Genomic DNA, 24,453 nt, shown 5'->3' on the forward strand with positions numbered 1-24,453 from the left:
AGAATTATACTTGGGAAGCTAATAAAAGGTATGCGTATCTTTTGTAATTGTTTGATAATGCGTTTAACATAAAATATAGAAATAGAAAGAATATGTTTGAAAAAATCAACGTTGGAGGGAAATTCTATGCGAGTGATTAAAGGACTTATCGCGTTAGTATTAATAGCGAGCATTGTTGGCGTTGTCGGCTTATATTCTCAATTGGAAAACTTAGGCGTTGTAACGACTTTTTTCCAAGACTTAGCGTTTCAGTATGATTGGCTGTTTTATTTTTATCAAGTGGTTCTGTACGTACTGTTACTATTGTTGTTCCTTGCTTTTTTGGTGGTTTTATTCAAACCAATCCGCAAAAAAGAAATTCATGTAAAAAAAGAAATGGGACAAATCAATGTACCATTGCACTCATTAGAATCAATTGCTAGATCTTCGCTAAAAGATATTGTAAATATTGAGGATACACAAGTAAAAATAAGCTTGACGAAACATCAAAAAGCAGATGTAGAGGTCACGGTAGTTGATGAAAAACAGCAACAGCTTTTGAGTAAAGGCAAACAGATTCAAGAGAAAATACCTTTTGCTTTACAACAGATGGTGCATCTTGACACGAATAAAACGAAAGTCGTTTTCAAAAAGAAAAAAGTGGAATCGTCTTTGCTTCCGAATGCTAAAAAAGCGCCACGTGTGTTGTAAGAGGAGGAACTATCTTGAAAAAATTAAAGACATTCACTCCTTACCGCAATCAAATTATCTTTACAAGTTTATTTGTAGTCGTGGCGATTCTTTTTATGACAATTGGTTTTTGGAAGACAATCTTACTTATTCTTTTTACAGGAATCGGTTATCTTATTGGTATGATGCAAGATGAAAAACGTTCTATCTCTTCAATTTTAGCTTTTGTACAAGCTTTTTTTGAAAGGTGAAAATAAATTGAAACAAATTACAGAAAGGTTGAGAAGAATATGGATAACAAAGCAAATGTAAACACAACTGAAGGAACAAATGCAAATGGAATCAAAACAAAGCTAACATTTGACGATCAAGTCGTGAAAAAAATTGCTGGTATCGCCGTATCAGAAATTCCTGGAATTTTAGGATTGAGCGGAAATGCCATTACAAACTTGACCGACAAATTTACGAATGGGAATAATCCGACTAAAGGAATCAGTGCTGAAGTGGGAACCAAACAAGTAGCAATTGATTTGGATGTCATTGGAGAATATGGTAAAAATATTGCCCAAGTCTTTGATACAGCGACGAAAAAAGTTGCCGAAGAAGTGAAAAATATGACTGGTTTAGATGTTATTGAATTTAACATGAATGTTGACGATATTATGACGAAAGAACAGTATGCTGAGAAATTTGAAAATAAGAAAAAAGAAGATAGCGATAGCGATAAAAAAACAGAAAATACGACACGGGAATTACAATAATAGGTAGTATTACTTAAATCTTAGGAGGTAATTAATTATGTTAAGTTTTATTTGGTCATTGATTGTTGGTGGTGTGCTAGGAGCTATTGCCGGAGCAATTTTAGGTAGAGATGTACCAGGTGGTGTGATTGGGAATATTATTGTCGGTTTTATCGGAAGCTGGGTTGGTACGATGTTGCTAGGAAATTTTGGTCCAATTATTGGAGGATTTCCAATTATTTCCGCATTGATTGGAGCAATAATCTGTATCGCCATCTATTCGTTTATTGCGAAGCGAATGGCATAAATCTAAAAAATAAAAACAGTTCGAATCAATTTACTCATTGATTCGAACTGTTTTTTTTTGCTTATTCCAACATTTCTGCCGGCAGTAAGATCGTTTCTTTATGGCCGTCATCAACGGCAAAAATCTGAGATGGATAGGCATCAGAATAAGGAAAAGGCAGATCAATGGCCATTTGGACATCACTGATTTCTTGAGAAAAATGAACGGTTACTTTCCCACCGTTATCAATCAAATCAAAGTACAACATATTTGTGAGTGGAATCACCCCTTTTAAATCCAAATCAATAATCAGCCAGATACTGTCAATCAAGGCACTAGGTAGGCTTTCGACCACACCAAGAGAAGCATAACGACTACGATGACTGTCAAAACTTTCAACCATTTATTTGACCTCCTTTATCTATTACTATTCATAGTATACCTTATTTAGACTGACCTGGCTTCTGTCATGTTTGATGAAAAAAGCAACTAGAAAGCTTGCGAAATTCGGTTAATCAATAGTTAAAGAAAAGGGGCTGAGATATAACTTGAAGAGTTATATCTCAGCTCCTTAAAATACGAATAAACGGTGGTAAAAAAGCAGCTCCTTCTGAAATAAGCCGAAATTTACAAAAATTTGAAAAACAATTTTTGTGAATTCTTTCTTACGTTCTTGAAGCTAGGCGCTTTTTGTCCCAACCTCTTGGAATCTAAATAACGGTTGTAAAAAGCAGATTCTTTAAATCTATTTATAGTCAAATGATTATTCTGGTTTTTCACCGATTACTGTAGGTTCTGCGGCGTCTTCAGAGCTTTCTTCTTCCGTTGCTGATTTCGCTTCTACAACGGCTGCGATTTGTTCTTCACCATCAGTAACAATGTCATAATCTTTATTAACAGGCAAATCAGCAACCGTAATGGCATCACCAATCACAAGTTTCGTAATATCGACTTCTACACGTTCTGGTAATTTATCTGGAGTAGCTGAAACTAAAACATTATACAAGTTTTGAGCTAGTTCCCCACCGGCTTTCACACCTTCAGATTCACCGACAAGAACGATTTCAGCTTCCACTTCGGTTGTTTCTTTCATGTTTACCGCTAGAAATTCAATATGTTTCATTTGATTTGTAAAAGTGTCTAATTGGGCTTTAAAGACTAGTGTATTGATTTTTTTACCACCAATCGTCATTGTAATGACAGCATTAGCACCATTATCTCGTAAAATTTTTGTTAATTCTTTTTGATCAACTGAAATAGGGGTACTTTCAATATCATACCCATAAACGACTGCAGGAACTTGACCAGAGTGACGTAGTTGATTTCTTAGGGAACGTGGACGGACAGCTCTTTCTTTAACTTCTAATGATACTGACATAACCAAAATCCTCCTTAAATTTAAAGCGGAACAAATCTCTTAATCCTGTAGAAAATTAGGAAATGGACATTGAGACGTATTTTATCTCACTGACAATTTATCTATTTTCCTAAGGAATGATTTGTGCAGCTAGATATGATTTAAAGCTAAACGAGTTCATTTAGTCTTGACTACTCGAAGCCTAACCCGTAAAGCACAATAAATCAAAATGAATTTGTATTTGGTTATCTACAAAACGCAACATGATGGAAAATAGGAGTGTTACTTGTTGCTGTGAATCCATGTAAAAGCAATTACTTAGCTAAGTATTCCTGTCCAGATGAAAATTGAACAAATAGCTTCTACAAAACGCACTGCAAAAACAAAAAATCCCGAATAATTGTGCACAATTATCCAGGGGAAAATTCCTATAATACGCTATTCTCTCCCAGGTCATTACGCTGTTTTTGAGAAACCTTATTCACTTTCTATATCAACCATAACGCGAATCCAAACTTAAGTCAAGGGAAGTGGAGAATAGAAAAGAGTCTTTTAAATAGTACTTAAAGTTTATTATGTAGAAAGGTGAGTCGGTCTTGTATTCTATTTTCTTTCCATTCTCCATCGTTTATACTAAAATATTAAGTGAAATGAGGAAAAATAGATGCGTTTAGATAAATTGTTGGAGCTAGAAAAGATTGGTTCTAAAAGAAAAGTTAAAGCACTGATTCGTAGTAAACAGGTAACCGTTGACGGAATGGTCATCATGAGTGAAAATCAAAATGTGGATCCAGCAGTGCAAGATATTTATGTTGAGGGAAAAAAAATTCAGCGACATTCCCATGTCTATTATATGCTGAATAAACCTCAAGGTGTTGTGACGGCAGTCAAAGATGCACAACATCAAACGGTTATTGATTTAATCAGTTTAGATGATCAAAGAGCAGGGTTATATCCAGTTGGTCGTCTAGATCGTGATACAGAAGGATTTCTATTGATTACAGACAATGGTCAGTTAGGTTACCAATTATTATTACCACATAAAAAAGTTTCGAAACGATATGAAGTTGTCGTGAACGAACGATTGACAACATTAGACAGTCAAGCTTTTGCTGAAGGGATCGTTTTTGCAGATGGGAAAAAGTGTAAACCTGCGAAATTGCAGATTTTATCTTCAGAAAAAAACGAAAGCCACGCACATTTGGATATCACAGAAGGAAAATTTCATCAGGTCAAAAAAATGTTTTTATCTGTTGGAAAAAAAGTGATTTATTTAAAACGTTTATCCATGGGACCGATTCAATTAGATCCTGCACTTGGCTTAGGGGAATATCGTTCGTTAAATCAAGAAGAACTGCAAGCATTACGACCGTATTTTACTATTCATAAAAAAGAAAAGAGTGTGGAACATGAAATTTAAAACATTATTATTTGATGTTGACGATACATTGCTAGATTTTCAATTAACAGAAAAAAAGGCGTTACAAGCACTGTTTGAAGAAGAGGCATTAACATTGACGGATGAAATAGAAGCAATGTACAAAAAAATCAATCATCAATTGTGGCGAGAGTTTGAACAAGGAAAAACAGATAAAAAAACTGTGACCGATACCCGTTTTAGTTTGTTATTTTCTCAGTTGAACAAAAAGGTAGATGGGAAAAAAATGGGAGAACAATATCGTTATCATTTAAGTCAAGGTCATGATTTGCTAGGGAATAGTAAAGAAATTATTGAACAGCTTAAACCCGATTATGACTTATATATTGTGACAAATGGTGTAGCAAAAACGCAGTATCAACGACTAAATGATTCAAACATGACGAGCTTTTTTAACGATATCTTTGTTTCTGAAGAAGTGGGGTATCAAAAACCAATGAAAGAATATTTTGATTATGTTTTTGAACGAATTCCTAATTTCGAACATGAAAAAACAATGATCATTGGTGATTCCTTAGCTTCAGATATTCAAGGGGGAAATCAAGCGAAGATTCAAACATTGTGGCTAAATCCATCAAAACAATCAGCACCTTCAGAGATTCAGCCAACGTATGAAATTAGTCGTTTAGATGAGATTTTTAACGTATTAGAATAATAACAAAAGAGACCAAGCGTTTTGTGAAGACGTTTGCTCTCTTTTTTAGGTTATACATCCATACTTAAACGAACCATATCTCTCAAGATTAGCTTATTTTCCACGATTTCTTCTTCATAGTGACGAAGAAAAAAATCTCGATCAATGCTAGTCATACGGAAGCCACATTTTTGATACAGATATAATTGACCAAAACTAGTGCTACCTGTGCCAATCTCTACTGTTTTATAATTATTATTTTTAGCATAACTTAGTGCAAATTTTAGCAAGTTCTCGCCGATTCCGTGACCTTGATGACTTTCGGCTACAGCAATATTGACGACTTCCAATGTTTCTGGTCTAGTAGGAAGTAAAGCTAAAATACCTGCTGTAGTATCGTCAAATATAGCTTCAAAACAAACACTACGTTTGACATAGGCTTCAACTAAGTGTTTATCTGGATCTGCTAACAATAATAAGTCGTAGTGAACAGCTTGAAGTTCTTTGATTGCTCTAATTATCATTGAAGGGCTCCTTTCTAATACCTTGATTGAATAAATGAATAGTTTTTTTGAATTAAATAGATAAAATTGTAGCTTTCTTGCTCGTTTCTATTATAATAGAAAAAGGTTATTATGACTATTACATATAAGAGAGAGGTTTCGTTGAATGAAAAATACTCAACCAATCGTGATTGGTGTTACTGGCGGTTCCGGCAGTGGAAAAACTAGTGTTAGTCGGGCGATTTTCAATCATTTTCCCAATCATTCGATTATGATGCTGGAACAAGATTCTTATTATAAAGATCAAAGTCATTTGAGTTTTGAAGAAAGATTAGCGACGAATTATGATCATCCATTTGCATTTGACACAGAGTTATTGATCGAACATTTACAACAATTATTAAACTATCAAACAATTGAAAAACCCGTGTATGATTACGTTGCCCATACACGGAGCTCAGATATTATTATTCAAGAACCAAAAGAGGTCATTATTTTAGAAGGTATTCTGATTTTAGAAGATAGTCGATTAAGAGAATTGATGGATATTAAACTATATGTGGATACGGATGATGATATTCGTATCATTCGTAGAATCAAACGTGACATGGAAGAACGCGGAAGAACGTTAGATTCTGTTATTGAACAGTACTTGACTGTAGTCAAACCAATGTATCATCAATTTATTGAACCAACAAAACGTTATGCAGATGTGATTGTTCCAGAAGGTGGAGAAAATCATGTAGCTATCGATTTGATCACAACAAAGGTAGCAAGTATTTTGCATGAAACATAAGTAAATAAAGAGTGTGAAAAACAGTAATTGTATTTGGATTTCAGAAATACGATTACTGTTTTTGTTATTTTATTTTGAGCGTATCCATAAACAAATCATTCTTATAGAATTTAATAAGTACATCAAACTGTAGCTAGTTCTTTCCAAAAAGTTCTGATTCAGCGAAAAAATAAAATAAAATTTTGGTGAGAGAAAATTTCTTTTCGAAAAGGCTAAAGAAATGAAGTGGTTGAGCTAATCAAAAAAAATACTGTTTTTTATAGGGAAAACAAAAAATAAAGATAGTTTTTTTAAAAGAGTATGTATCTGTTTTTTTGAGTTGAATTGTGTAAATAAAGTGTTTTCTTAGCGAATATGATAGTTTTTATTGTTTAAAATTATATATATTCTAGTTTTAAATAAACATGAAAGTTCTATTTTTGTATATTCTATTTTTTTTATTAAAGAAAAAAGAGCGTTCTTTTTCTCATGGAATCCTCTTTTTAAATGAATTTATCAAAGATTTCAGGGATGGGTATAAAATATTGAAAATTTTTACTATAAAAGCATGATATAATTTACACGTATGAAGTTTTGTTAGTTAGGGGTGATAAACTATTATGATGCGAAGGGGAGAAATCTTTTATGCAAATCTCTCACCTGTTGTTGGTTCAGAGCAAGGAGGAATTAGACCAGTATTAATTATTCAAAATAATAAGGGGAATTTATTTAGTCCAACGTTGATTGTTGCACCTATCACTAGGAATGTGAATAAGAAAATGCAGCCAACTCAGGTTAAAGTGGATATACCACATGATGACGGCATGACACCGTCATTGGTATTGTTAGAACAAATTCGAACGCTGGATAAAGAACGAATCCTTCACAAAATTTGTCAGTTGCAAGAAGAAGATATGATGAAAGTCAACCAAGCACTGAAAATAAGTATAGGGATCCGTTGAACGGGAGTAGTACATAGGTAGAGATATACATAAATATTCGTAGGCAATGGATTGAAAAATTAGGGTGAGATAGAAGGAACTAAATAAAACGATTCGCGAATATGCTTTTTTGAATGGTACACAATAAGGCGAGCTTAGGACAAAACGGTTATTTCGTTTTGCCTTAGGTTCGTTTTTTTATGATTTGATATCACCAGCAAAAAGAAACTTTTTGAAATTTTCAACATTTATAGCTATAGTATGATCAAAGGAGTCGATCAGGATGAAGAAAATTTACTACGGTATTTTAAGCACTGCTCAAATTGTTCCACGTTTTGTAGAGGGGATCAAAAAAAGTCGTGCAGGGCAAGTGGCGGCAATTGCATCAAGAAGTTTAGCAAAGGCGGAACAAATGGCGTCAGAGCTAGCTATACCGAAAGCGTATGGCAGTTATGAAGAATTATGTAAGGATGAGGAAATAGATATTATTTATGTTGCTACATATAATAAAGGCCACTATGAAGCTGCAAAAATGGCGTTGAAGCATCGCAAACATGTTTTAGTTGAAAAACCATTCACATTACAAGCTGCTCAAGCAAAAGAATTATTTGAATTAGCTGAAAAAAATAATTGTTTTTTGATGGAAGCGCAAAAGTCAGTTTTTTTACCTATTAGTTTACAAGTGAAAGAAGCAATCAAGAAAAATAAAATTGGGCAGGTTTATTGGGTACAAGCTGTGACAACTTATCCTAGCGTAGATCATATCAGTTGGTTTCACTCATTAGAAGCAGGTGGTGGGACCTTACACGGATCGGGAAGCTATCCGATCCAGTACATGCAGTTTTTATTGGACCAGCCTGTCGAAGAATCCAGTGGTTGTGTGACTAGAAAAGCAGGTGCCACAGATGATCAAGTGAATTTGGCTTTGAAGTTTCAAAATCAAACGTTAGCCAATGTTTTTATTTCGGTGAAATTAGATATCCCTAGTAAAATGACAATCTATGGTGAAAAAGGTCGTATAGAAATTCCTTATTTTTGGAAAACCAAAGAGGCGACTATTTATTATGAAGATGGGTGTTGTGAACCATTAACAGGTGAATTTGAGAGTGAATTTATTTTTGAAGTCGAACATGTTAATGAGTGCTTGCAAAAACAGCTGCGAGAAAGCCCGGTGATGACAAAACAACTGACAATAGATACTGTCAGTTTAGTGGAACGACTATATGGAAAGTGGCTGGAAAAAGAGGAACAGGCATAAAGATATTGCAAACAAGACAGATCTATGATAAAGTAATCCTCATGCGACGAGTTGACTCAATCAGATAGCTTCGGCTGTTCCGTTTTGACGGCTAGTGATTGACAAAACAACAGAGGCACATATGTTAAGTCATACCTACCGGATGTAGGCGTGTCGGATAAATATTTTTGTGGAGAAGATTTTATCTATTTATTTTTATAAATACTGTGGCAAAAAAGAAGACTTCGGTCTTCTTTTTTGTTGTGTAGTAAAGAGGTATATTGTGTTAAACGAACTGAAATATAATGTACGAGGAGAGCAGAAAAATAGATCCATTTATTCGGATGACTTGTGGCTGAGATGTCAGGTGTATAGTGATGTCCCAGCTACTTGAATAGTCTATTCTCTATTTTTACTGGTAAAATTGTAGCATTAGTTGGTGCAAAAAGTATTCAATAATGGATAATTCGGGTTGCACTAAGCAGGAATGGCTGCAAAACCCTTTTATTTCGCTTAAAATAAGTGCATACATTCATATAAAATAACGTTTTATAAATTACAAATTTTCCGAATAAAATAGTATACTAATAAAGTTGCACTTGTGTAAGTGCAACTTTTTTGTGTTGTTATGCAATAAAAATCAAGCTATAGTTCAAATGTAAGGGAAAGAAAGTTGGTGAGTAGGATGTCGCTGCACTTATCAAAAAGGGAAATAAAAATTTTGTTGTTGCTTTTAGATTTAGAAGACAGTGTGACAACAAAAGAATTGGCTGAAACCTTTCATGTTAGTGTTCGGACGATCAAATACGACTTGGATAATGTTCGGGATTGGTTCAAAGAACAAAATGTCGTATTACAAACGCGTCGTAATAAAGGGATTTGGTTAGAGATACCTGATTCGGAACGATTAACGTTGAAAAATGAAATTATCGAAGTGGAGCGATTTGAAACATATCCTGATCAGGAGTTACGAGTAAATCAGCTGATTTTTCGTTTACTTTTAGCGGAGAAGCCATTAACATCGCAGGAACTAGCTGATGGTTTGCAAGTTAGTCGAAATACAATCGTCAGTGACCTAGATCGTGTGGAAGAATTGATTCAAGCGTATAGTCTTGCCTTGACTCGTCAAAGTCGTCAAGGATTTTCGATCACGGGAGAAGAAAGTAAGATTCGTTTGTTGATGGAATATATTACGCAAAAAGAAATAACCGAATATGATATGTATCAAATCATGAGTTATTTTGTTCAATCGGGACAACAGAAAAAAATGCAAGAAGTACATGTGGGCGTCAATACGATTTTTCAAAAAATTTATCAAGTTGCTTTGAAAGAAATGACAAATCTTTTAGATCCATCATTATTTGATCAATTTAATTATGCTGAGATTTTGTCGATTACTTTACGTGTGGCAATTGCTACTTCTAGAATGCAATTACATCATACTGTTGGTGGGTATAAAATGCTAGCAAATCAAAAAGTCCTTCAGCAAAAACAGGAATTGCCCTTTTTATTAATGAAAAAAGTATTTGATCATTATGAGTTGCCACTTTTGGCAGATGAGTATCTTTACATTTATAGTGATGTATTTGTGGCAAATAATCAACAGGATATTGTTGGGTTGACAGAAGAATTAATTAAAGATGTATCGGAAGAAATCAACTTTCCTTTTTATCGAGATCGACAATTATTTACGAATTTATTTGCCCACTTGTCGTTACGTTTGACCAAAAAACATCTTTTTATTAATGAGTATAATCCTTTTGTTGATGATATCAAAGCGAAATATCCACAATTATTTTCAGCAATCCAACTTGCCAGCCAGAGTGATATTGTAGGATCCGCTTTGTTGATCAATGATTCGTTTATTGCCTACATTGCGCTACACTTTCTAGTTGCTTACGAAAAAAATCTCCATGAAGTCAATGTAGTGCGAATTGTTTACGTTTGTTCAACTGGTTTGGGTGTAACAAGTTTGATTGAACAAAAAATTTTGGAAGAAGTGTCAAATGTTGAGATTGCAGGATTTGCATCGGTGTTGAATGCAGTGGATGTTATAGAAGAAAAAAATCCGGATTTGGTTTTAAGTATTTTTCCTATTGACATTGTTAATCGGCCATTTATTAAAGTAAATCCGTTGCCAACGACAGCTGATATTCACAGTATACAAGAAGAGGTCAACAAAATTTTGACTCATACTCATTCTGGAAAAGTACCTCGTTTGATTCCTCGTCAGCAAATCAAAGAAAAGCAAGGAATCGAGGCTGAAAGTCGGGATATAATCGTACGGACATATGTGATTTATGAAGAGTTACTCAAAGCCTTTGCAGGAAAATTGACGCAAGAATATAGAGAAGCTTTTTTACTACATGTCATGTTGATGGTTCACCGAATCACGTTTGACAGTCAGTACGAGAATGAAGGCAATATTGTGAAAGAAACGTTATTAGCACAGCAAGTATTAGTCGAACAAATCGAACGAATTTTTGCTAAAAATGATTTAATGGTGAATCAAGCAGAAATCACTGCTTTATTGAATTATATAAGGGAGGAGTAGCACGCATGAAGTTAAATGACGATGCTCAAAAAATAATTGATGAGAGTCCTAATAAAGTTGCGTTAGAAGCATCATTAGAAAAGATTAGTGAATTACTAGTGGAGCAATCGATTCAACCAACGGAATTACAGTGGACGATTTTGATCAATCATGTTAATGAAATGATCAAACGCTCAATTGCGGATGAAAAAATGTCAGGTGTTGATCCAGTGATGTTTGAAGAAGTTTCTGAAGAAGCTTTAACGATCGCTGACAAAGTTGTTCAGTATATTGGAAATCTGCCGCAAGATGAAATGTATGTTTTGTCGATTCATTTTGAGGCAGCAAGACAAAACGAATTGTAAAAAAAAGTTGAAGTGAATCATTATCAGCTTTTAAATAAAAAATTGGAGGAATTATACATGATAACAGTAGTAATCGCAGATCGTTTAGGTAAAGGTCAAAATGTTGCAAAAGGAGTAGAGGCTGCAGGAGGTAAAGCTGTTGTTGTTCCTGGAATGGGTGCAGATATGCGTTTAGGAGATGTAATGCAACAGGAAAATGCCGATTTAGGGATTTCATTTTGCGGAAGCGGTGGTGCAGGAGCCTTAACAGCTGCTACAAAATATGGTTACCCAGAGCGCCATGGTATGCGTTCGATCGATGAAGGTGTAACAGCTATCAATGATGGTAAAACGGTTTTAGGTTTTGGATTTATGGATCAAGAGGAATTAGGGAAGCGAATCGTTGAAGCATATATGAAAAAGAACGGTTAAAAAGTGAAACTATCAAGTTTCATGAACTAGCCACTACGTTCAGCTTCGATCAAATCAATTCCTACAAGCTAACGCCTAAGGATTGAAGGTTCGGAAAAAGGATAAAAATAGAATGAGACAAAAAAAGTAACTCAATCACTTTCTCCTATTTTCCAGTCAACGCTGACCGAACCCATTATGTGTTTAAATTACGGGGAGGAAAATCTTATGGAAAAAGTAACGACGAAACAACGCCAGATTATTCAAGTCGAAGGTACTGGGAAAGAAAAAAATCAGGCGTTTGCGAATGCATTGAATCAAATCCATAATCGTGTATTGAAGGGAAAAAATGATGTGATTGTGCGGATTGAACCGCTTGATATCCAGATTATCAAAGCAGAACAAGAATCATTCACAGAACGCTTTTTATTTTTCTTCTTGCCTCGCACACGTGTAGACTATCGTGTGTTATTAGATGTTGAAGTGGAGATTACATTGATTGAAGTGGAATCAATCAAATTTGTGGAAAAAAGAGTTACCGATCCAAACGGTCTTCCTATCCCTTTTGGAAAGAAAAAAAGAATACAGAAGGAGGCAAATTAAATGGATGTTTTAGTGGTTTTACTCAAGTCTTTATTGATTGGGGGATTAGTAGGATTTGCAGCAGGAGCAGGGGCAGCAAGGATGTTCCATGCGCCAAGCACCCAAGGTTTAGGTGCTTTTAGAACATTAGGTGAAATGAATGCATGTGAAGGGGATGCGGCCAGTCATTTTTCATTTGGATTAGGTTTTTTCTTTAATGCGTGGGCTTCAACAGTTGGAGCAGGAGCATTTACACAAGATGTGGATCACCGTGTCATTCCTAACTGGGCTGCGGCGGCTTTACTAGTGAAAAATAAAAATGTCGCTGAAACAATGCATAACCCTAAGAAAATGGGAATCTCTGGTGCGATTGTAGGAATGTTAGTTGTAGCTTTCTTGAATACAACTGCTTCAGCGATTCCAGAATCACTTCAAGTGACAGCGGTTGCCGTTTTAGTACCAGCAGCAAATTTGCTGATTAATACAGTAATGCCTGTTTTATTCTGGTTAGCAGCGATCGATGCTGGTAAACGCTCAGGTCTTTGGGCAACGATCTTCGGAGGTCTTGCAACAATGATTATGGGCAATGCAGTTCCAGGAGTAGTACTAGGTATTTTGATTGGTAAAGGTGTGGATGAAATCGGTTGGAATAAGGTGACGAAAAGTATGATGGCAGCAGTTATTTTATTATTTGTCTTTAGTGCCTTTTTCCGTGGATTTGATCTACAAATGATCGAAAGTTTCCGTTTGCAGATCCCAGGTTGGTTGCAAAATATGCATGACGTTTTTAGTGTAGGGAAATAGTGAAAGGGAAAGTGAGGAACAGTGATGGATGAAATAGTAGAATTAGAAAAAAAGAATTTTTGGTTTGCTGATTGGTCATTCCCGATCTTAGTTGGATTATTATCAGCTGGTGTATTTGCTGGAACGCATATGTATTTTGAACATGGTGTTGGAGCTTTCAATGAAGTGGCGATTGTTGCGATGCTCAAAGCTGGAATGGACGGTGGTTCATATGGTGCGGCAGCAGCATTTGGTGCGAGTTTCTTATTTGCACGAATTTTGGAAGGTTCGCTTGTGGGGATTTTAGATATTGGTGGTGCGATTTTAACGGGTGTTGGAATTGGAGTTCCTGCTATTCTATTAAGTATGGGGATTACAGCGCCAGTTGAAAACTTTGGACTGTCTTTATTAACTGGAATGATCCTCGGTCTGATCATTGGTGGAATTATTATTATGATCCGTAAGTTTACGATCAATCAGTCGAATTCTACTTTTGGGGCAGATGTTATGATGGGAGCAGGGAATGCTTCTGGTCGTTTCTTAGGACCTCTGATCATTATTAGTGCATGTGGAGCCTCTGCCCCAATCGGTATTGGTTCAATTATCGGTGCTGTGATTTTCTATGTCTGGAAAAAACCTATCGCTGGTGGCGCTATTTTAGGCGCAATGATCTTTGGTGCAATATTCCCGGTTGATTTACCTAGTTAAGATCGATTAAAGTTGCACTTTTCTTTTGAAAACCGTTTACATTATAATGTTACCATGTTATTATGAATGAGAAATAATTTGATTTTTTATTCATAATACTATTTTGAACGGGGGACAAAAGAAATGAATGGTTTTGTGCAGTGGATGGAAGTAAAATTGATGCCGGTTGCGAATAAATTTGGTTCGCAGCGGCATATGACAGCGATCAGAAAAGGACTTATCGCAACGATGCCTTTAACGATCGTGGGTGCCTTTTTTACAGTATTTCAGAATATTCCAATTGATGCGTATATGAAATTTATTGAACCGTATCAAGCAGTTTTGGATATTCCGTCACGTTATACAATGGGGATCTTAGCTCTTTATGCAACATTTGGGATTGCTTCTTCTTTAGCAACGAGTTACAAGTTGGATTCCTTAACGTGCGGGATTTTAGCAGTGATGGCCTTTTTAGTCACAGCAGCACCTCCAACACGTGTTTTTGAAGACGTGAAAGATGTTATTGGTGCAGGGCGTTATATTAATTTAGCCAATATCGGTTCTGCTTCATTGTTTGGCGCGATCGTTACAGCGCTTGTTTCGGTAGAAATTTATCGTTTCTTTATTCAAAAGGACATTACGATAAAAATGCCTGATGGTGTTCCACCAGAAGTGTCTAACTCATTTATTGCGTTGATTCCTGGAGCGGTGATTTTATTACTATTTTGGGTGATTCGTCACGTTATCGGTTTTGATTTAAATGGATTTTTAAGTACATTACTAATGCCTTTGAAAGATACCTTAGCTGGGAATAGCTTATTTGGTGGATTACTTACAGTCTTCTTGATTTGTTTCTTCTGGGTTTTAGGAATTCACGGACCAGCAATCATGGGACCTGTGATCAGACCGTTTTGGGATATGTCGATTGCTGAGAATACACTTGCTTTCCAAGAAGGTGCCTCTGTTCATAATTTACCGAATATTTTCACTGAACAATTTTTACAATGGTTTATTTGGATCGGTGGAGCCGGTACTACTTTAGCTTTAGTCGTTTTAATGATGTTTTCTAAATCAACATACTTGAAAAGTTTAGGACGTTTGTCCTTCTTGCCAGGATTATTCAATATTAATGAACCTGTGATTTTTGGTACACCGATCGTGATGAATCCGATTTTGGGAATTCCATTTATCGTGGCACCACTGATCACAACAACATTTTCATATTTTCTAACAGTGACCAATGTGATTCCAATGATGGCAGCGCGTTTACCATTTGCAATACCTGCGCCGATTGCTGCTTGGATGAGTACAAACTGGAGCGTTCCAGCAGCACTGCTTGTCTGTGTCAATTTCGCGATTACTTTGGCGATTTACTACCCGTTCTTCAAAGTATATGAAAAACAACAATTAGACAAAGAAGCAGAAGAGTTGGCAGCAGAACAAAAAGCAAAAGCAGCTGCTTAATTGAGATAGAGAGGGAGGGGAGTAGCTTTACTGCCCTCTTTGGTGATGAAGGTTATGATAATTTGGTTCATCGTATTTTTTATTTTTAGTCAAGTAATGATTGAAAGAAAATGGCTGCCTGAAAAATTTATGGATTTAAGGCTACTGCATCTATGTGTTGCTTCAATTGGTTTGATTTTCTTAGCGATTGTGGTAGGAATTTTAGTCAAGCAACCAATAGTTGTAGTAGGAACCGTCACTATTTTTTGTAGTTCAGTCCTTTCTTGGAAATATCGTAATAAATTCGACCATATAAAGCGAGGGTAAAAGAAATGAAAAGAGCATTAGGTGTATCTGTTTATCCAGATCATAGTGATATAGAAAAAGATAAAGCTTATTTAAAAAAAGCCAGTGAATGTGGATTTTCACGGATCTTTATGAGCATGCTAGAAGTAACCGAAGGCAAAGAAGTCGTAAAGGAAAAATTTAAATCATTGATTTCTTATGCAAAGGGCTTAGGTTATGAAACGATTTTAGATGTGGCACCAAACATTTTTGATGAGTTACAAATTTCATATGATGATTTAACATTCTTTTATGAAACTGGAGCAGACGGTATCCGTTTAGATGCAGGCTTTGACGGAAACAAAGAAGCGAAGCTAACATTTAATCCATTCGAGTTAGCCATTGAATTAAATATGAGTAACGATGTAGCATATCTGGATAATATTTTAACTTATGAAGCAAATGTTCCGTTTCTTTATGGGTGTCACAATTTTTATCCGCAAGAAGGGACTGCTTTGCCTTACGATTTCTTTGAGCGGTGTAGTGTGCGTTTTAAAAAACATGGAATTCGGACAGCAGCATTTATCAATTCACAAGCGGGTAAAATCGGTCCTTGGGATGTTAATGATGGCTTACCAACACTTGAAATGCACCGCCATTTACCAGTAGATGTCCAAACAAAACATCTATTTGCAACGGGTTTGATCGATGATGTGATTATTGGCAATGCCTATGCATCTGATGAAGAGTTAGAATTGTTAGGCAGTTTAAATCGCTATCAATTAGAATTAGCAGTTGAATTTACTGAACAGGCAAGCGAGCTTGAAAAAGAAATCGTGTTGACGGAACAACACTTCCGCCGCGGAGATATCACTGATCAAGTAGTTCGTTCAACCGAAGTTCGTAAAAAATACAAAAATGATGCCAATCCTGCTCATGACAATACACAAGAATTTCAAGTCGGAGATGTTGTGATCGGCAACGATGCATTTGGGAAATACAAAAATGAGCTGCAAATTGTTTTACAGCCGCATTCAGACGACCGTAAAAACAAGGTAGGTCAAATAACAGAGAAAGAATTGTTGTTGTTGGATTTTGTAAAACCCTGGACAAAATTTAGATTTAAAGAAAAGTAGGGGATAAAATGAGTTACGACTTAATTATAAAAAATGGGAGAACAATTGAAGGTAAACCGATAGAAATAGCAATAAATGCTGGGAAAATCGCAAAAGTTGCGGATAAAATCGAAGCAGATGGGAAAGAATTGATCGAACTATCAGCTGATACCTATCTATCAGCTGGTTGGATCGATGATCATGTTCACTGTTTTGAAAAGATGACTTTGTATTATGATTTTCCAGATGAAATTGGTGTGAAAAAAGGCGTAACAACAGTAATCGATGCAGGTACAACAGGCGCTGAAAATATCCATGAATTTTATGACCTAGCCAAACAAGCAAAAACTAATGTTTATGCGTTAGTGAATATTTCGAAATGGGGCATTGTTGAGCAAGATGAATTGGCAGATCTTAGTAAGGTAAAAGAAGAGCTCGTTCATAAGGTGTTGACTGAATTGCCTGATTTTGTTGTAGGGATCAAGGCGCGTATGAGTAAAACAGTGATCGGTGACAATGGGATCACTCCTTTAGAGATGGCGAAGAAGATTCAAAAGGAAAACAATGACCTGCCGCTTATGGTGCATATTGGATCAGCTCCTCCAGAGCTAAACGAGATACTAGCTCATATGACAAAAGGGGATGTGTTGACCCATTGCTTTAATGGAAAACCCAATGGTATTTTAGATCAGTCAACAAATAAAGTTAAAGATTTTGCTTGGGCTGCCTATAATAAAGGTGTTGTATTTGATATTGGTCATGGGACGGATAGTTTTAATTTCCATGTTGCTGAAACAGCTTTAGCAGAAGGTATGGAAGCAACTTCGATCAGTACAGATATTTACATCCGTAATCGTGAAAAAGGTCCAGTTCATGATTTAGCCACTACGATGGAAAAATTACGTGTGGTTGGCTATGAGTGGCCTGAAATTATTGAAAAAGTGACCGCAGCACCTGCTGAAAACTTCCGTTTTGAGACAAAAGGTCATTTAAAAGAAGGCTATGACGGAGATATCACAATTTTTACGATTGAAGCTGGCCAAAAGACATTGACTGATTCAAACGGATTTACCAGAGAAGCAAAAGAATTGATCAAACCTGTAAAAACCATTATTGGAGGAACAGTTTATGACAATTAGTTATGAAAAATTCAATCTAAAAGAAGTCATCAATGCCTCAGGGAAAATGACGATCTTAGGCGTATCGAAAGTCTCAGAGAATGTCTTAGCCGCGCAAAAATTCGGTGGGGAACATTTCTTTGAGATGAGTGAGTTAAGCATTCAAACAGGCGCTTACCTAGCTAAATTATTGACTGTCGAAGATGCTCAAGTCGTTTCTTCCGCATCCGCTGGTATCGCCCAAAGTGTGGCAGCCTTGATCGGTGAAGGTTCAGTGTATCACGCCTATCATCCATACACAGATAAAATCACCAAACGTGAAATTATCTTACCTAAAGGGCATAACGTAGATTACGGCACGCCCGTTGAAGTAATGGTCGAACAAGGTGGGGGACAAGTTGTGGAAGCAGGCTATGCCAATATGTGTTCACCTGAACATATTGAAACGATGATTACCGATCAAACCGCAGCGATTCTCTACATTAAGAGCCATCACACTGTTCAAAAAAGTATGTTAAGTGTGGAAGAAGCCGCGACAGTTGCGAAGGCTCATAAGTTACCATTGATCGTTGATGCCGCAGCGGAAGAAGATCTATTCAAATACATCGAAGCAGGCGCAGATCTAGTGATCTACAGTGGGGCCAAAGCTATCGAAGGACCAAGTGCAGGACTTGTGATCGGCAAAAAAGCCTATATCGAATGGATCCGCCTACAAGGAAAAGGCATCGGCCGCGCAATGAAAATCGGTAAAGATAATATCTTAGGTTTTACCCAAGCGGTAGAAGATTATGTGAAAAACGGCAGTGAAGCAGGGGATTCCATGCAAGCACGCTTAGCACCATTTATCGCAGCATTAAATCAAATAAACAATATTGAAGCCAAAAGCGTTCAAGATGGCGCTGGCAGAGATATTTACAGAGCGAGTATCAAGGTCAGTGGAGAAAAGTCAGCGAAAGCAGTCATCCAAGAATTAAAAGCTGAAAGTCCCGCTATTTATACCCGAGAATACCAAGCCAACAACGGAATCATCGAATTCGATATCCGTTCTGTCAATGAAGAAGAAATGACTAAAATCGTGACTCGTTTAACCGAGATCATGAATTAAAAAACTACTAAACAGGAGTGAATCAACCATGACATTAACACCAAACTATTTAGAAGACCGTATTTGCCTAAACGTTTTAGCCAACTCAGTAGAAAACGCAAAAGACTGTTACGAAGCTGCCGAAGGGCATATCGTTTTAGGGGTTCTTTCAAAAAATTATCCAACCGATGAAGCCGCAATCGAAGACATGAAAAAATACGCCGCAGAAACCAATAACGCGTTATCAGTTGGCTTAGGTGCAGGCGATCCAAACCAAAGCCAAATGGTGTCAAGAATCTCAAAAGAACTACAACCACAACACGTCAACCAAGTCTTTACAGGCGTTGGGACATCTCGTGCTTTATTAGGTCAAAATGACACGATCGTTAATGGCTTAGTCTCACCAACAGGCAAAGTCGGTATCGTCAATATCGCCACAGGTCCCTTAAGTTCCCAAACACCAGCAGGTGAAGTGACGATCGAAACAGCGATTCGTTTATTACAAGATATGGGCGGTAGCTCTATCAAATTCTTCCCTATGAAAGGATTAGCGCATATCGAAGAATACAAAGCAGTCGCAGAGGCCTGTGCCAAATATGATTTCTACCTAGAACCAACAGGAGGCATCGATTTAGAAAACTTTGAAGAAATCGTGCAAATCGCAGTGGACGCAGGCGTGAAAAAGATCATCCCTCACGTATACAGCTCAATCATCGACTCAGAAACAGGCGATACAAGACCAGAAGATGTGAAAACATTACTAGGTATGATTAAAAATACGTTGAACAACTAAAAGCAGAATGAGCTCGATTAGGGCTGACAGAAAAATAGGGAAAGTTGACTGTGGTGTATTGTGCCACGGCTCACTTTCATCTTTTTTCCGAAGCACTAGCTCATGAAGCTAGATAAACTAAAAGCTGAATGAGCTCGTTCAGGGCTGACAGAAAAATAGGGAAAGTTGATTGTGGCGTATTGTGCCACGGCTCACTTTCATCTTTTTTCCGAAGCACTAGCTCATGAAGCTAGATAAGCTAAAAGCAGAATGAGCTCGTTCAGGGCTGACATAAAAATAGGAAAAACTTGACTGTGTTGTACCACAGTCAAGTTTTATCATCTTTCTGAAATCCTTCAATCCTTTGAGCTTTAGCTCTTAGAAATTGTTGAGATTGAAGCAAAGCTAGGAAATAGGAAGGGGTCGACATGAGAATTGCAGCGTTTGGTGAAATAATGATGCGTTTTACGCCACCAGAATATCTAATGTTGGAGCAAACCAAAGATTTACGTTTAGATTTTACAGGTACGGGAGTCAATATTTTAAGTAACCTTGCTCATTTTGGTTGTCAAACAAGTTTATTGACAAATCTTCCTGATAATCGATTAGGCGAGGCTGCCAAAGCAACTATTCGTCAATTGGGCATTCAGGATCGTTGGATCGGTACTTTGGGTGATCACATTGGGTCATATTTTGCTGAAATGGGATTTGGAGCTAGACCTACGCAAGTAACCTATCAAAATCGCCGTAATAGTTCATTTGGTATGAGTGGTACGGCTGATTATGATTTCGATACTTTTTTAGCTGAAATCGATTTAGTTCATATTTGTGGAATCTCACTAAGTTTGACCAAAGAAACACGTGAGGCTGCATTTACTTTAGCTGAGAAGGCTCATACTTTAGGGAAAAAAGTTTGCTTTGATTTTAATTTTCGCCCTAGCTTGAATGAAGTTCATGGGACCTCCTTCATGAAAGAACAATATGAAAAGATGCTACCTTATTGCGATTTAGTTTTTGGTAGTCAGCGAGATTTAACAGATCTATTAGAAATGACGATGGACGAAGCGATAGAACCTTCTAAGCAGTTTGAAGAATTAGTTCATCGCTTTATGACAATCTATCAAATTGATTGCTTTGCTGGAACCATTCGTCAAGGCGAAGGCGACAAACGCTATTTAACGGGCTATATCTTTGATTCAGAACACTATGTACAAGCAGCGCCTAGAGAAATTATTCATTTGGATCGAATCGGAGCAGGTGATGGCTATGCAGCTGGTATTTTACTTGGATACAGCGAATCATGGTCATTGCTAGAAAGTGTAGAGTTCGCTACAGCAAATGGTGTTTTAGCGCATACAATCCAAGGGGATGTGCCGTTAACAACACGTAAACAAGTCAGACATATCATGGAACATCCTACAGTGGATTTGATCCGCTAAAAGAAAGAGTAGAATGAAATAGTGTAAATCCGTTTATACTACTTTCGTTCTACTCTTTTTTTCATTATAATAAGAAGAGCAGTGATTTTTGCGAAACCATTTACGTAACTCAGATAAATTGGTATGCTAAGGATCGACAGCAATTATTTTGTACGTTATTTTTTATATTAGAAAAGACTGTTTACAGGAGGAGATCATATGACCGATGAAACTATTTGGAAAGCGCTAGATGATGATGTTTTAAAAGTTAGTATTCGAAAACGACCAAGTATGTATATTGGTGGGATTGGTCCGACTGGTTTGGAAAGTATGGTCTTGCAAGTCTTAGACCATCTATTACAATTAGCAGTTGATTTAACGCAGACAGAACTTTCAATTGAACTTTCAGAGAGACAATTTATTTTTTCTTTTTTCAGTAAAAAAGGACTATTTTTAGATAAAACGCCAGAAGAGCAATATACTCCACCTTATCTTTTTCTTTCTGTTGTCAATGCATTATCAGAGCAGTTAGGTTTTGGCGTAGAAAAATTTGGAAAGCGAACAATCCAAATCTATCAAAATGGACAGTTGAATAAAAAAGCTTTGATTCCGTCTGAAGACGAAGGACAACGGATCGAGCTTGCGTTTACACCGGATGAAACATTATTTGGAAATAAGCCGCTATCATATTTTATTTTATTGAATCGTTGCCAAGAATTAGCGATGTTAAATAGTGGCTTAACCATTTCATTGACAGATGGAACAAAACAGAAAAATTATTTTCACTATGATCAAGGACTTGTCGAATATATTTTCCAAAAAGATGATAGTATTACTAGGAACGGTCAACCACTGATCATCAATACAATCAGTGAAGGTGTTTCGATCCAAGCCGTAATCTCCAAAAATGGCTCCACTAGTATTAAAGATAGCTTTGTCAATGGGCATCTACCTTCAGACGGTGGGACTCATCTTGATGGCTTTGTTCAAGGAACCGTGGATGCAATTAATCAATTTCTAGAAGAAACGAATCGTCTGAAGTATCTCACAATTGATAATTTTCCAGAACGCTTTGATGTTGTTCTCTCCATCAAGGTCAAACGCCCGAGGTATACTGGTGCAGTCAAAAAGAAAATTAGAAATCCAGAATTGTATAAAATTGTGAAAGAAGCTGTTTTTACGGAAGTATCAATCTTTTTAAAACGCCATCCAGCTTGGTATTTAAATTAAGTGTACATCGCTAAAGGGGAACAACGTATGAGGATTTTTGTTGATGGTGACGGTTCACCAGTAAAGGATTTAACGATAGAAGTTGCGCTAACGTATTCGATTGATGTGGTGATCGTGACAAGCATCGATCATTACTCAATGAAGGAATACCCTGAAAATGTTTCTGTTATCTATGTGGATAAGGGAGCGGATGCTGCTGATTATAAGATTGTTCAGTTGATTGGAAAAGGCGATATTTTAATTACTCAAGATTACGGATTAGCCTCGTTAGTATTACCAAAAGAAGTTCGTGTACTCCATCAATTAGGGTATGAATATACTGGGGAAAATATGGATGGGTTATTGGAGCAACGCTATTTTAGTGCAAAAGTCAGAAAAGGCGGTGGTCGTACAAAAGGGCCAAAAGCTTTTACTCAGGCAGACCGGGAAAAGTTCAAGGAAAAGTTGCTCTTGTTGATTGAACAAAGCATTCATTAGACATATAAATAAAGTACTTAGCAGCCTGATAAGAGCAGTGATTCCAAATTTTTTCCGTTATTTCGTGATTTGTTTCTATTCTGACTAAAGCTTTTATGCTAAAATATGGAAGAACTATTTTGACTGTATTTACTAATACTATCATTTGTGTTATCAAGTTCTATGGTCGGCTGATCTCCAAGGAACTTTAAAGAGTATCTAGTTTTGCAGACGAACACTACGCTCTGCCCCGATGTCAACAATTTCTAGGAGCTAAAACGCTAAGAGTTGAAAGTCTTCGGGAAAAATACAATTGACATGGATAAAAAGCAGTACAGTCAATTTTTCAGTTAGAGTTAAACAGGTCCGCTATGCTTTAAAAATTATCTAGCTTTAAGAGCGAGCCTTTTGGAAAAAAGATAAAACCTGAATGTGATAAAGAACATCATGGTCAAGCTTTTCTATTTTCCAGATGAGGCTGAACGAGCTCTGTTAGCTTTAAAAATTAGGAGGAAAAGCATTTGAAGATTACTTTGCTATATGGTGGGAGAAGTGAAGAACACGACGTTTCGATATTATCTGCCTATTCTGTTTTAAATGCGATCTATTATAATTACTATCAAGTTCAATTGGTTTTTATTAGCAAAGATGGTGAATGGGTCAAAGGACCGCTTTTATCGGAAAAACCGGAAAGTAAAGATATCCTCAATTTGACATGGTCTACTGATGGTGAAGTAGACAAGTGGGGAGAATATACAGGGCGTGTGATTATGCCATGTGAAATTAAAGAAGAAGATACGATCGTGTTTCCAGTTTTACATGGACCAAACGGTGAAGATGGAACGATCCAAGGTTTCTTAGAAACATTGGGATTACCGTATGTTGGTGCGGGCGTATTGGCAAGTGCTAATGCAATGGATAAAATCATGACAAAATATTTATTGCAAACTGCTGGAATTCCTCAAGTACCGTTTGTTCCAGTACTAAGAAGCGATTGGAAAGAGAATCCTAAAAAAGTGTTTGAGCAATGTGAAGGTTCACTGATTTATCCAGTATTTGTTAAGCCAGCGAATATGGGTTCTAGCGTAGGAATCAGTAAAGCAGAAAATCGTGAAGAATTACAAAATGCGTTAGAAGAAGCATACCGTTATGATTCCAGGGCAATCGTTGAGCAAGGAATCGAAGCTCGTGAAATTGAAGTAGCGATTTTAGGTAATGAAGATGTTCGGACGACATTACCAGGTGAAATCGTTAAAGATGTTGATTTTTATGATTACAATTCAAAATATATCGATAATCAAATCACGATGCAGATTCCAGCTGAGGTAGCAGATGAGGTACACCAAAAGGCACAAGAATTTGCCAAGAAAGCATATACTATTTTAGATGGTAGTGGTTTAAGTCGATGTGACTTCTTTTTAACGAGCAAAAATGAGTTGTTCTTAAATGAGCTGAATACAATGCCTGGTTTTACAGAATTTAGTATGTATCCATTGTTATGGGAAAATATGGGCTTGAAATATAGCGATTTGATTGAAGAGTTAATCCAATTAGCTTTAAATCGTTTCAAACAAAGACAAAGTTTTTATGAAAGATAGAACACTAAGAGGGA

Annotated in this window: 28 protein-coding genes; 25 read left to right on the forward strand and 3 right to left on the reverse strand. The window is 36.5% G+C overall.

Features of this window, described 5'->3' with window-relative positions; translation table 11 throughout:
* Positions 1 to 126 precede the first annotated feature (126 nt).
* The 4 genes from amaP to I580_RS05890 are packed head-to-tail and all read left to right on the forward strand — an operon-like array spanning position 127 to position 1,716.
* Positions 127 to 690, forward strand: coding sequence for an alkaline shock response membrane anchor protein AmaP (gene amaP, locus I580_RS05875; RefSeq protein WP_010771038.1), 564 nt, complete (start codon positions 127 to 129; stop codon positions 688 to 690).
* 14 nt (positions 691 to 704) lie between these two features.
* Positions 705 to 920 carry a DUF2273 domain-containing protein gene (locus I580_RS05880; protein WP_010771039.1) on the forward strand — a complete coding sequence of 72 codons (216 nt, stop codon included), beginning with the start codon at positions 705 to 707 and terminating at the stop codon, positions 918 to 920.
* 39 nt (positions 921 to 959) lie between these two features.
* Positions 960 to 1,430, forward strand: coding sequence for an Asp23/Gls24 family envelope stress response protein (locus I580_RS05885; protein WP_010771040.1), 471 nt, complete (start codon positions 960 to 962; stop codon positions 1,428 to 1,430).
* Between the two features lie 37 nt (positions 1,431 to 1,467).
* Positions 1,468 to 1,716 (forward strand): GlsB/YeaQ/YmgE family stress response membrane protein, encoded by a 249-nt coding sequence (locus I580_RS05890; protein WP_010771041.1) that lies wholly within the window; start codon positions 1,468 to 1,470, stop codon positions 1,714 to 1,716.
* A gap of 61 nt (positions 1,717 to 1,777) precedes the next feature.
* On the opposite strand, the gene I580_RS05895 is transcribed toward I580_RS05890, so the two are convergent.
* Positions 1,778 to 2,098: a DUF960 domain-containing protein gene (locus I580_RS05895; protein ID WP_010771042.1), complete on the reverse strand. Its 321-nt coding sequence runs from the start codon at positions 2,096 to 2,098 to the stop codon at positions 1,778 to 1,780.
* A 360-nt stretch (positions 2,099 to 2,458) separates the two neighbouring features.
* Positions 2,459 to 3,073 carry a 50S ribosomal protein L25/general stress protein Ctc gene (locus I580_RS05900; protein WP_010771043.1) on the reverse strand — a complete coding sequence of 205 codons (615 nt, stop codon included), beginning with the start codon at positions 3,071 to 3,073 and terminating at the stop codon, positions 2,459 to 2,461.
* 643 nt (positions 3,074 to 3,716) lie between these two features.
* On the opposite strand from I580_RS05900, the gene I580_RS05905 reads away from it, so the two are divergent.
* Positions 3,717 to 4,472: a 16S rRNA pseudouridine(516) synthase gene (locus I580_RS05905; protein ID WP_010771044.1), complete on the forward strand. Its 756-nt coding sequence runs from the start codon at positions 3,717 to 3,719 to the stop codon at positions 4,470 to 4,472.
* On the forward strand, positions 4,462 to 5,145 hold the full coding sequence (locus tag I580_RS05910) for a YjjG family noncanonical pyrimidine nucleotidase (protein WP_010771045.1): 684 nt from the start codon (positions 4,462 to 4,464) through the stop codon (positions 5,143 to 5,145). Before I580_RS05905 ends, I580_RS05910 begins: the two co-directional genes overlap by 11 nt.
* Before the next feature lie 50 nt (positions 5,146 to 5,195).
* On the opposite strand, the gene I580_RS05915 is transcribed toward I580_RS05910, so the two are convergent.
* On the reverse strand, positions 5,196 to 5,648 hold the full coding sequence (locus tag I580_RS05915; RefSeq protein WP_010771046.1) for a GNAT family N-acetyltransferase: 453 nt from the start codon (positions 5,646 to 5,648) through the stop codon (positions 5,196 to 5,198).
* 145 nt (positions 5,649 to 5,793) lie between these two features.
* Here I580_RS05915 and udk point away from each other — a divergent pair, with 145 nt between their 5' ends.
* The 19 genes from udk (at position 5,794) to I580_RS06010 (ending at position 24,439) form a co-directional block, all read left to right on the forward strand.
* On the forward strand, positions 5,794 to 6,423 hold the full coding sequence (gene udk, locus I580_RS05920; RefSeq protein WP_010771047.1) for a uridine kinase: 630 nt from the start codon (positions 5,794 to 5,796) through the stop codon (positions 6,421 to 6,423).
* 599 nt (positions 6,424 to 7,022) lie between these two features.
* A complete protein-coding gene (locus tag I580_RS05925) occupies positions 7,023 to 7,364 on the forward strand; it encodes a type II toxin-antitoxin system PemK/MazF family toxin (protein ID WP_010771048.1) in 342 nt (113 codons plus the stop codon).
* 262 nt (positions 7,365 to 7,626) lie between these two features.
* Entirely contained in the window at positions 7,627 to 8,601 is a 975-nt protein-coding gene (locus tag I580_RS05930) for a Gfo/Idh/MocA family protein (protein ID WP_010771049.1), read from the forward strand.
* 664 nt (positions 8,602 to 9,265) lie between these two features.
* Positions 9,266 to 11,134, forward strand: coding sequence for a BglG family transcription antiterminator (locus I580_RS05935; protein WP_034860130.1), 1,869 nt, complete (start codon positions 9,266 to 9,268; stop codon positions 11,132 to 11,134).
* Between the two features lie 5 nt (positions 11,135 to 11,139).
* On the forward strand, positions 11,140 to 11,478 hold the full coding sequence (locus tag I580_RS05940) for a PRD domain-containing protein (protein WP_010771051.1): 339 nt from the start codon (positions 11,140 to 11,142) through the stop codon (positions 11,476 to 11,478).
* Between the two features lie 57 nt (positions 11,479 to 11,535).
* A complete protein-coding gene (locus tag I580_RS05945; RefSeq protein WP_010771052.1) occupies positions 11,536 to 11,889 on the forward strand; it encodes a glycine-rich SFCGS family protein in 354 nt (117 codons plus the stop codon).
* 207 nt (positions 11,890 to 12,096) lie between these two features.
* Complete coding sequence (locus I580_RS05950) at positions 12,097 to 12,471, forward strand: DUF4312 family protein (protein ID WP_010771053.1); 375 nt, start codon at positions 12,097 to 12,099, stop codon at positions 12,469 to 12,471.
* Positions 12,472 to 13,254 (forward strand): DUF4311 domain-containing protein, encoded by a 783-nt coding sequence (locus I580_RS05955; protein ID WP_010771054.1) that lies wholly within the window; start codon positions 12,472 to 12,474, stop codon positions 13,252 to 13,254. It abuts the gene before it with no gap.
* 24 nt (positions 13,255 to 13,278) lie between these two features.
* Positions 13,279 to 13,941, forward strand: a complete 663-nt coding sequence (locus tag I580_RS05960) for a DUF4310 family protein (RefSeq protein WP_010771055.1) — start codon at positions 13,279 to 13,281, stop codon at positions 13,939 to 13,941.
* Positions 13,942 to 14,064: 123 nt separating this feature from the next.
* Positions 14,065 to 15,384 (forward strand): PTS sugar transporter subunit IIC, encoded by a 1,320-nt coding sequence (locus I580_RS05965; protein WP_010771056.1) that lies wholly within the window; start codon positions 14,065 to 14,067, stop codon positions 15,382 to 15,384.
* A gap of 54 nt (positions 15,385 to 15,438) precedes the next feature.
* A complete protein-coding gene (locus I580_RS05970) occupies positions 15,439 to 15,690 on the forward strand; it encodes a hypothetical protein (RefSeq protein WP_051091059.1) in 252 nt (83 codons plus the stop codon).
* A 5-nt stretch (positions 15,691 to 15,695) separates the two neighbouring features.
* Positions 15,696 to 16,784, forward strand: coding sequence for a DUF871 domain-containing protein (locus I580_RS05975; protein WP_010771057.1), 1,089 nt, complete (start codon positions 15,696 to 15,698; stop codon positions 16,782 to 16,784).
* Between the two features lie 8 nt (positions 16,785 to 16,792).
* Positions 16,793 to 17,902, forward strand: coding sequence for an amidohydrolase/deacetylase family metallohydrolase (locus I580_RS05980; RefSeq protein WP_010771058.1), 1,110 nt, complete (start codon positions 16,793 to 16,795; stop codon positions 17,900 to 17,902).
* Entirely contained in the window at positions 17,892 to 18,986 is a 1,095-nt protein-coding gene (locus I580_RS05985) for a DgaE family pyridoxal phosphate-dependent ammonia lyase (protein WP_010771059.1), read from the forward strand. The genes I580_RS05980 and I580_RS05985 overlap by 11 nt, the downstream gene beginning before the upstream one ends.
* 28 nt (positions 18,987 to 19,014) lie before the next feature.
* A complete protein-coding gene (dagF, locus tag I580_RS05990; RefSeq protein WP_010770858.1) occupies positions 19,015 to 19,758 on the forward strand; it encodes a 2-dehydro-3-deoxy-phosphogluconate aldolase in 744 nt (247 codons plus the stop codon).
* Between the two features lie 407 nt (positions 19,759 to 20,165).
* The gene (locus I580_RS05995) at positions 20,166 to 21,176 is read left to right on the forward strand and encodes a sugar kinase (RefSeq protein WP_010771060.1); all 1,011 of its coding nucleotides are present in this window, start codon (positions 20,166 to 20,168) and stop codon (positions 21,174 to 21,176) included.
* 198 nt (positions 21,177 to 21,374) lie between these two features.
* On the forward strand, positions 21,375 to 22,385 hold the full coding sequence (locus tag I580_RS06000; RefSeq protein WP_010771061.1) for a hypothetical protein: 1,011 nt from the start codon (positions 21,375 to 21,377) through the stop codon (positions 22,383 to 22,385).
* Positions 22,386 to 22,412: 27 nt separating this feature from the next.
* On the forward strand, positions 22,413 to 22,862 hold the full coding sequence (locus I580_RS06005; protein ID WP_010771062.1) for a YaiI/YqxD family protein: 450 nt from the start codon (positions 22,413 to 22,415) through the stop codon (positions 22,860 to 22,862).
* Positions 22,863 to 23,362: 500 nt separating this feature from the next.
* Positions 23,363 to 24,439 carry a D-alanine--D-alanine ligase gene (locus I580_RS06010; RefSeq protein WP_010771063.1) on the forward strand — a complete coding sequence of 359 codons (1,077 nt, stop codon included), beginning with the start codon at positions 23,363 to 23,365 and terminating at the stop codon, positions 24,437 to 24,439.
* Positions 24,440 to 24,453 lie beyond the last annotated feature (14 nt).

The sequence above is a fragment of the Enterococcus caccae ATCC BAA-1240 genome, assembly GCF_000407145.1.
GTDB classification, from domain to species: Bacteria; Bacillota; Bacilli; order Lactobacillales; family Enterococcaceae; genus Enterococcus_L; species Enterococcus_L caccae.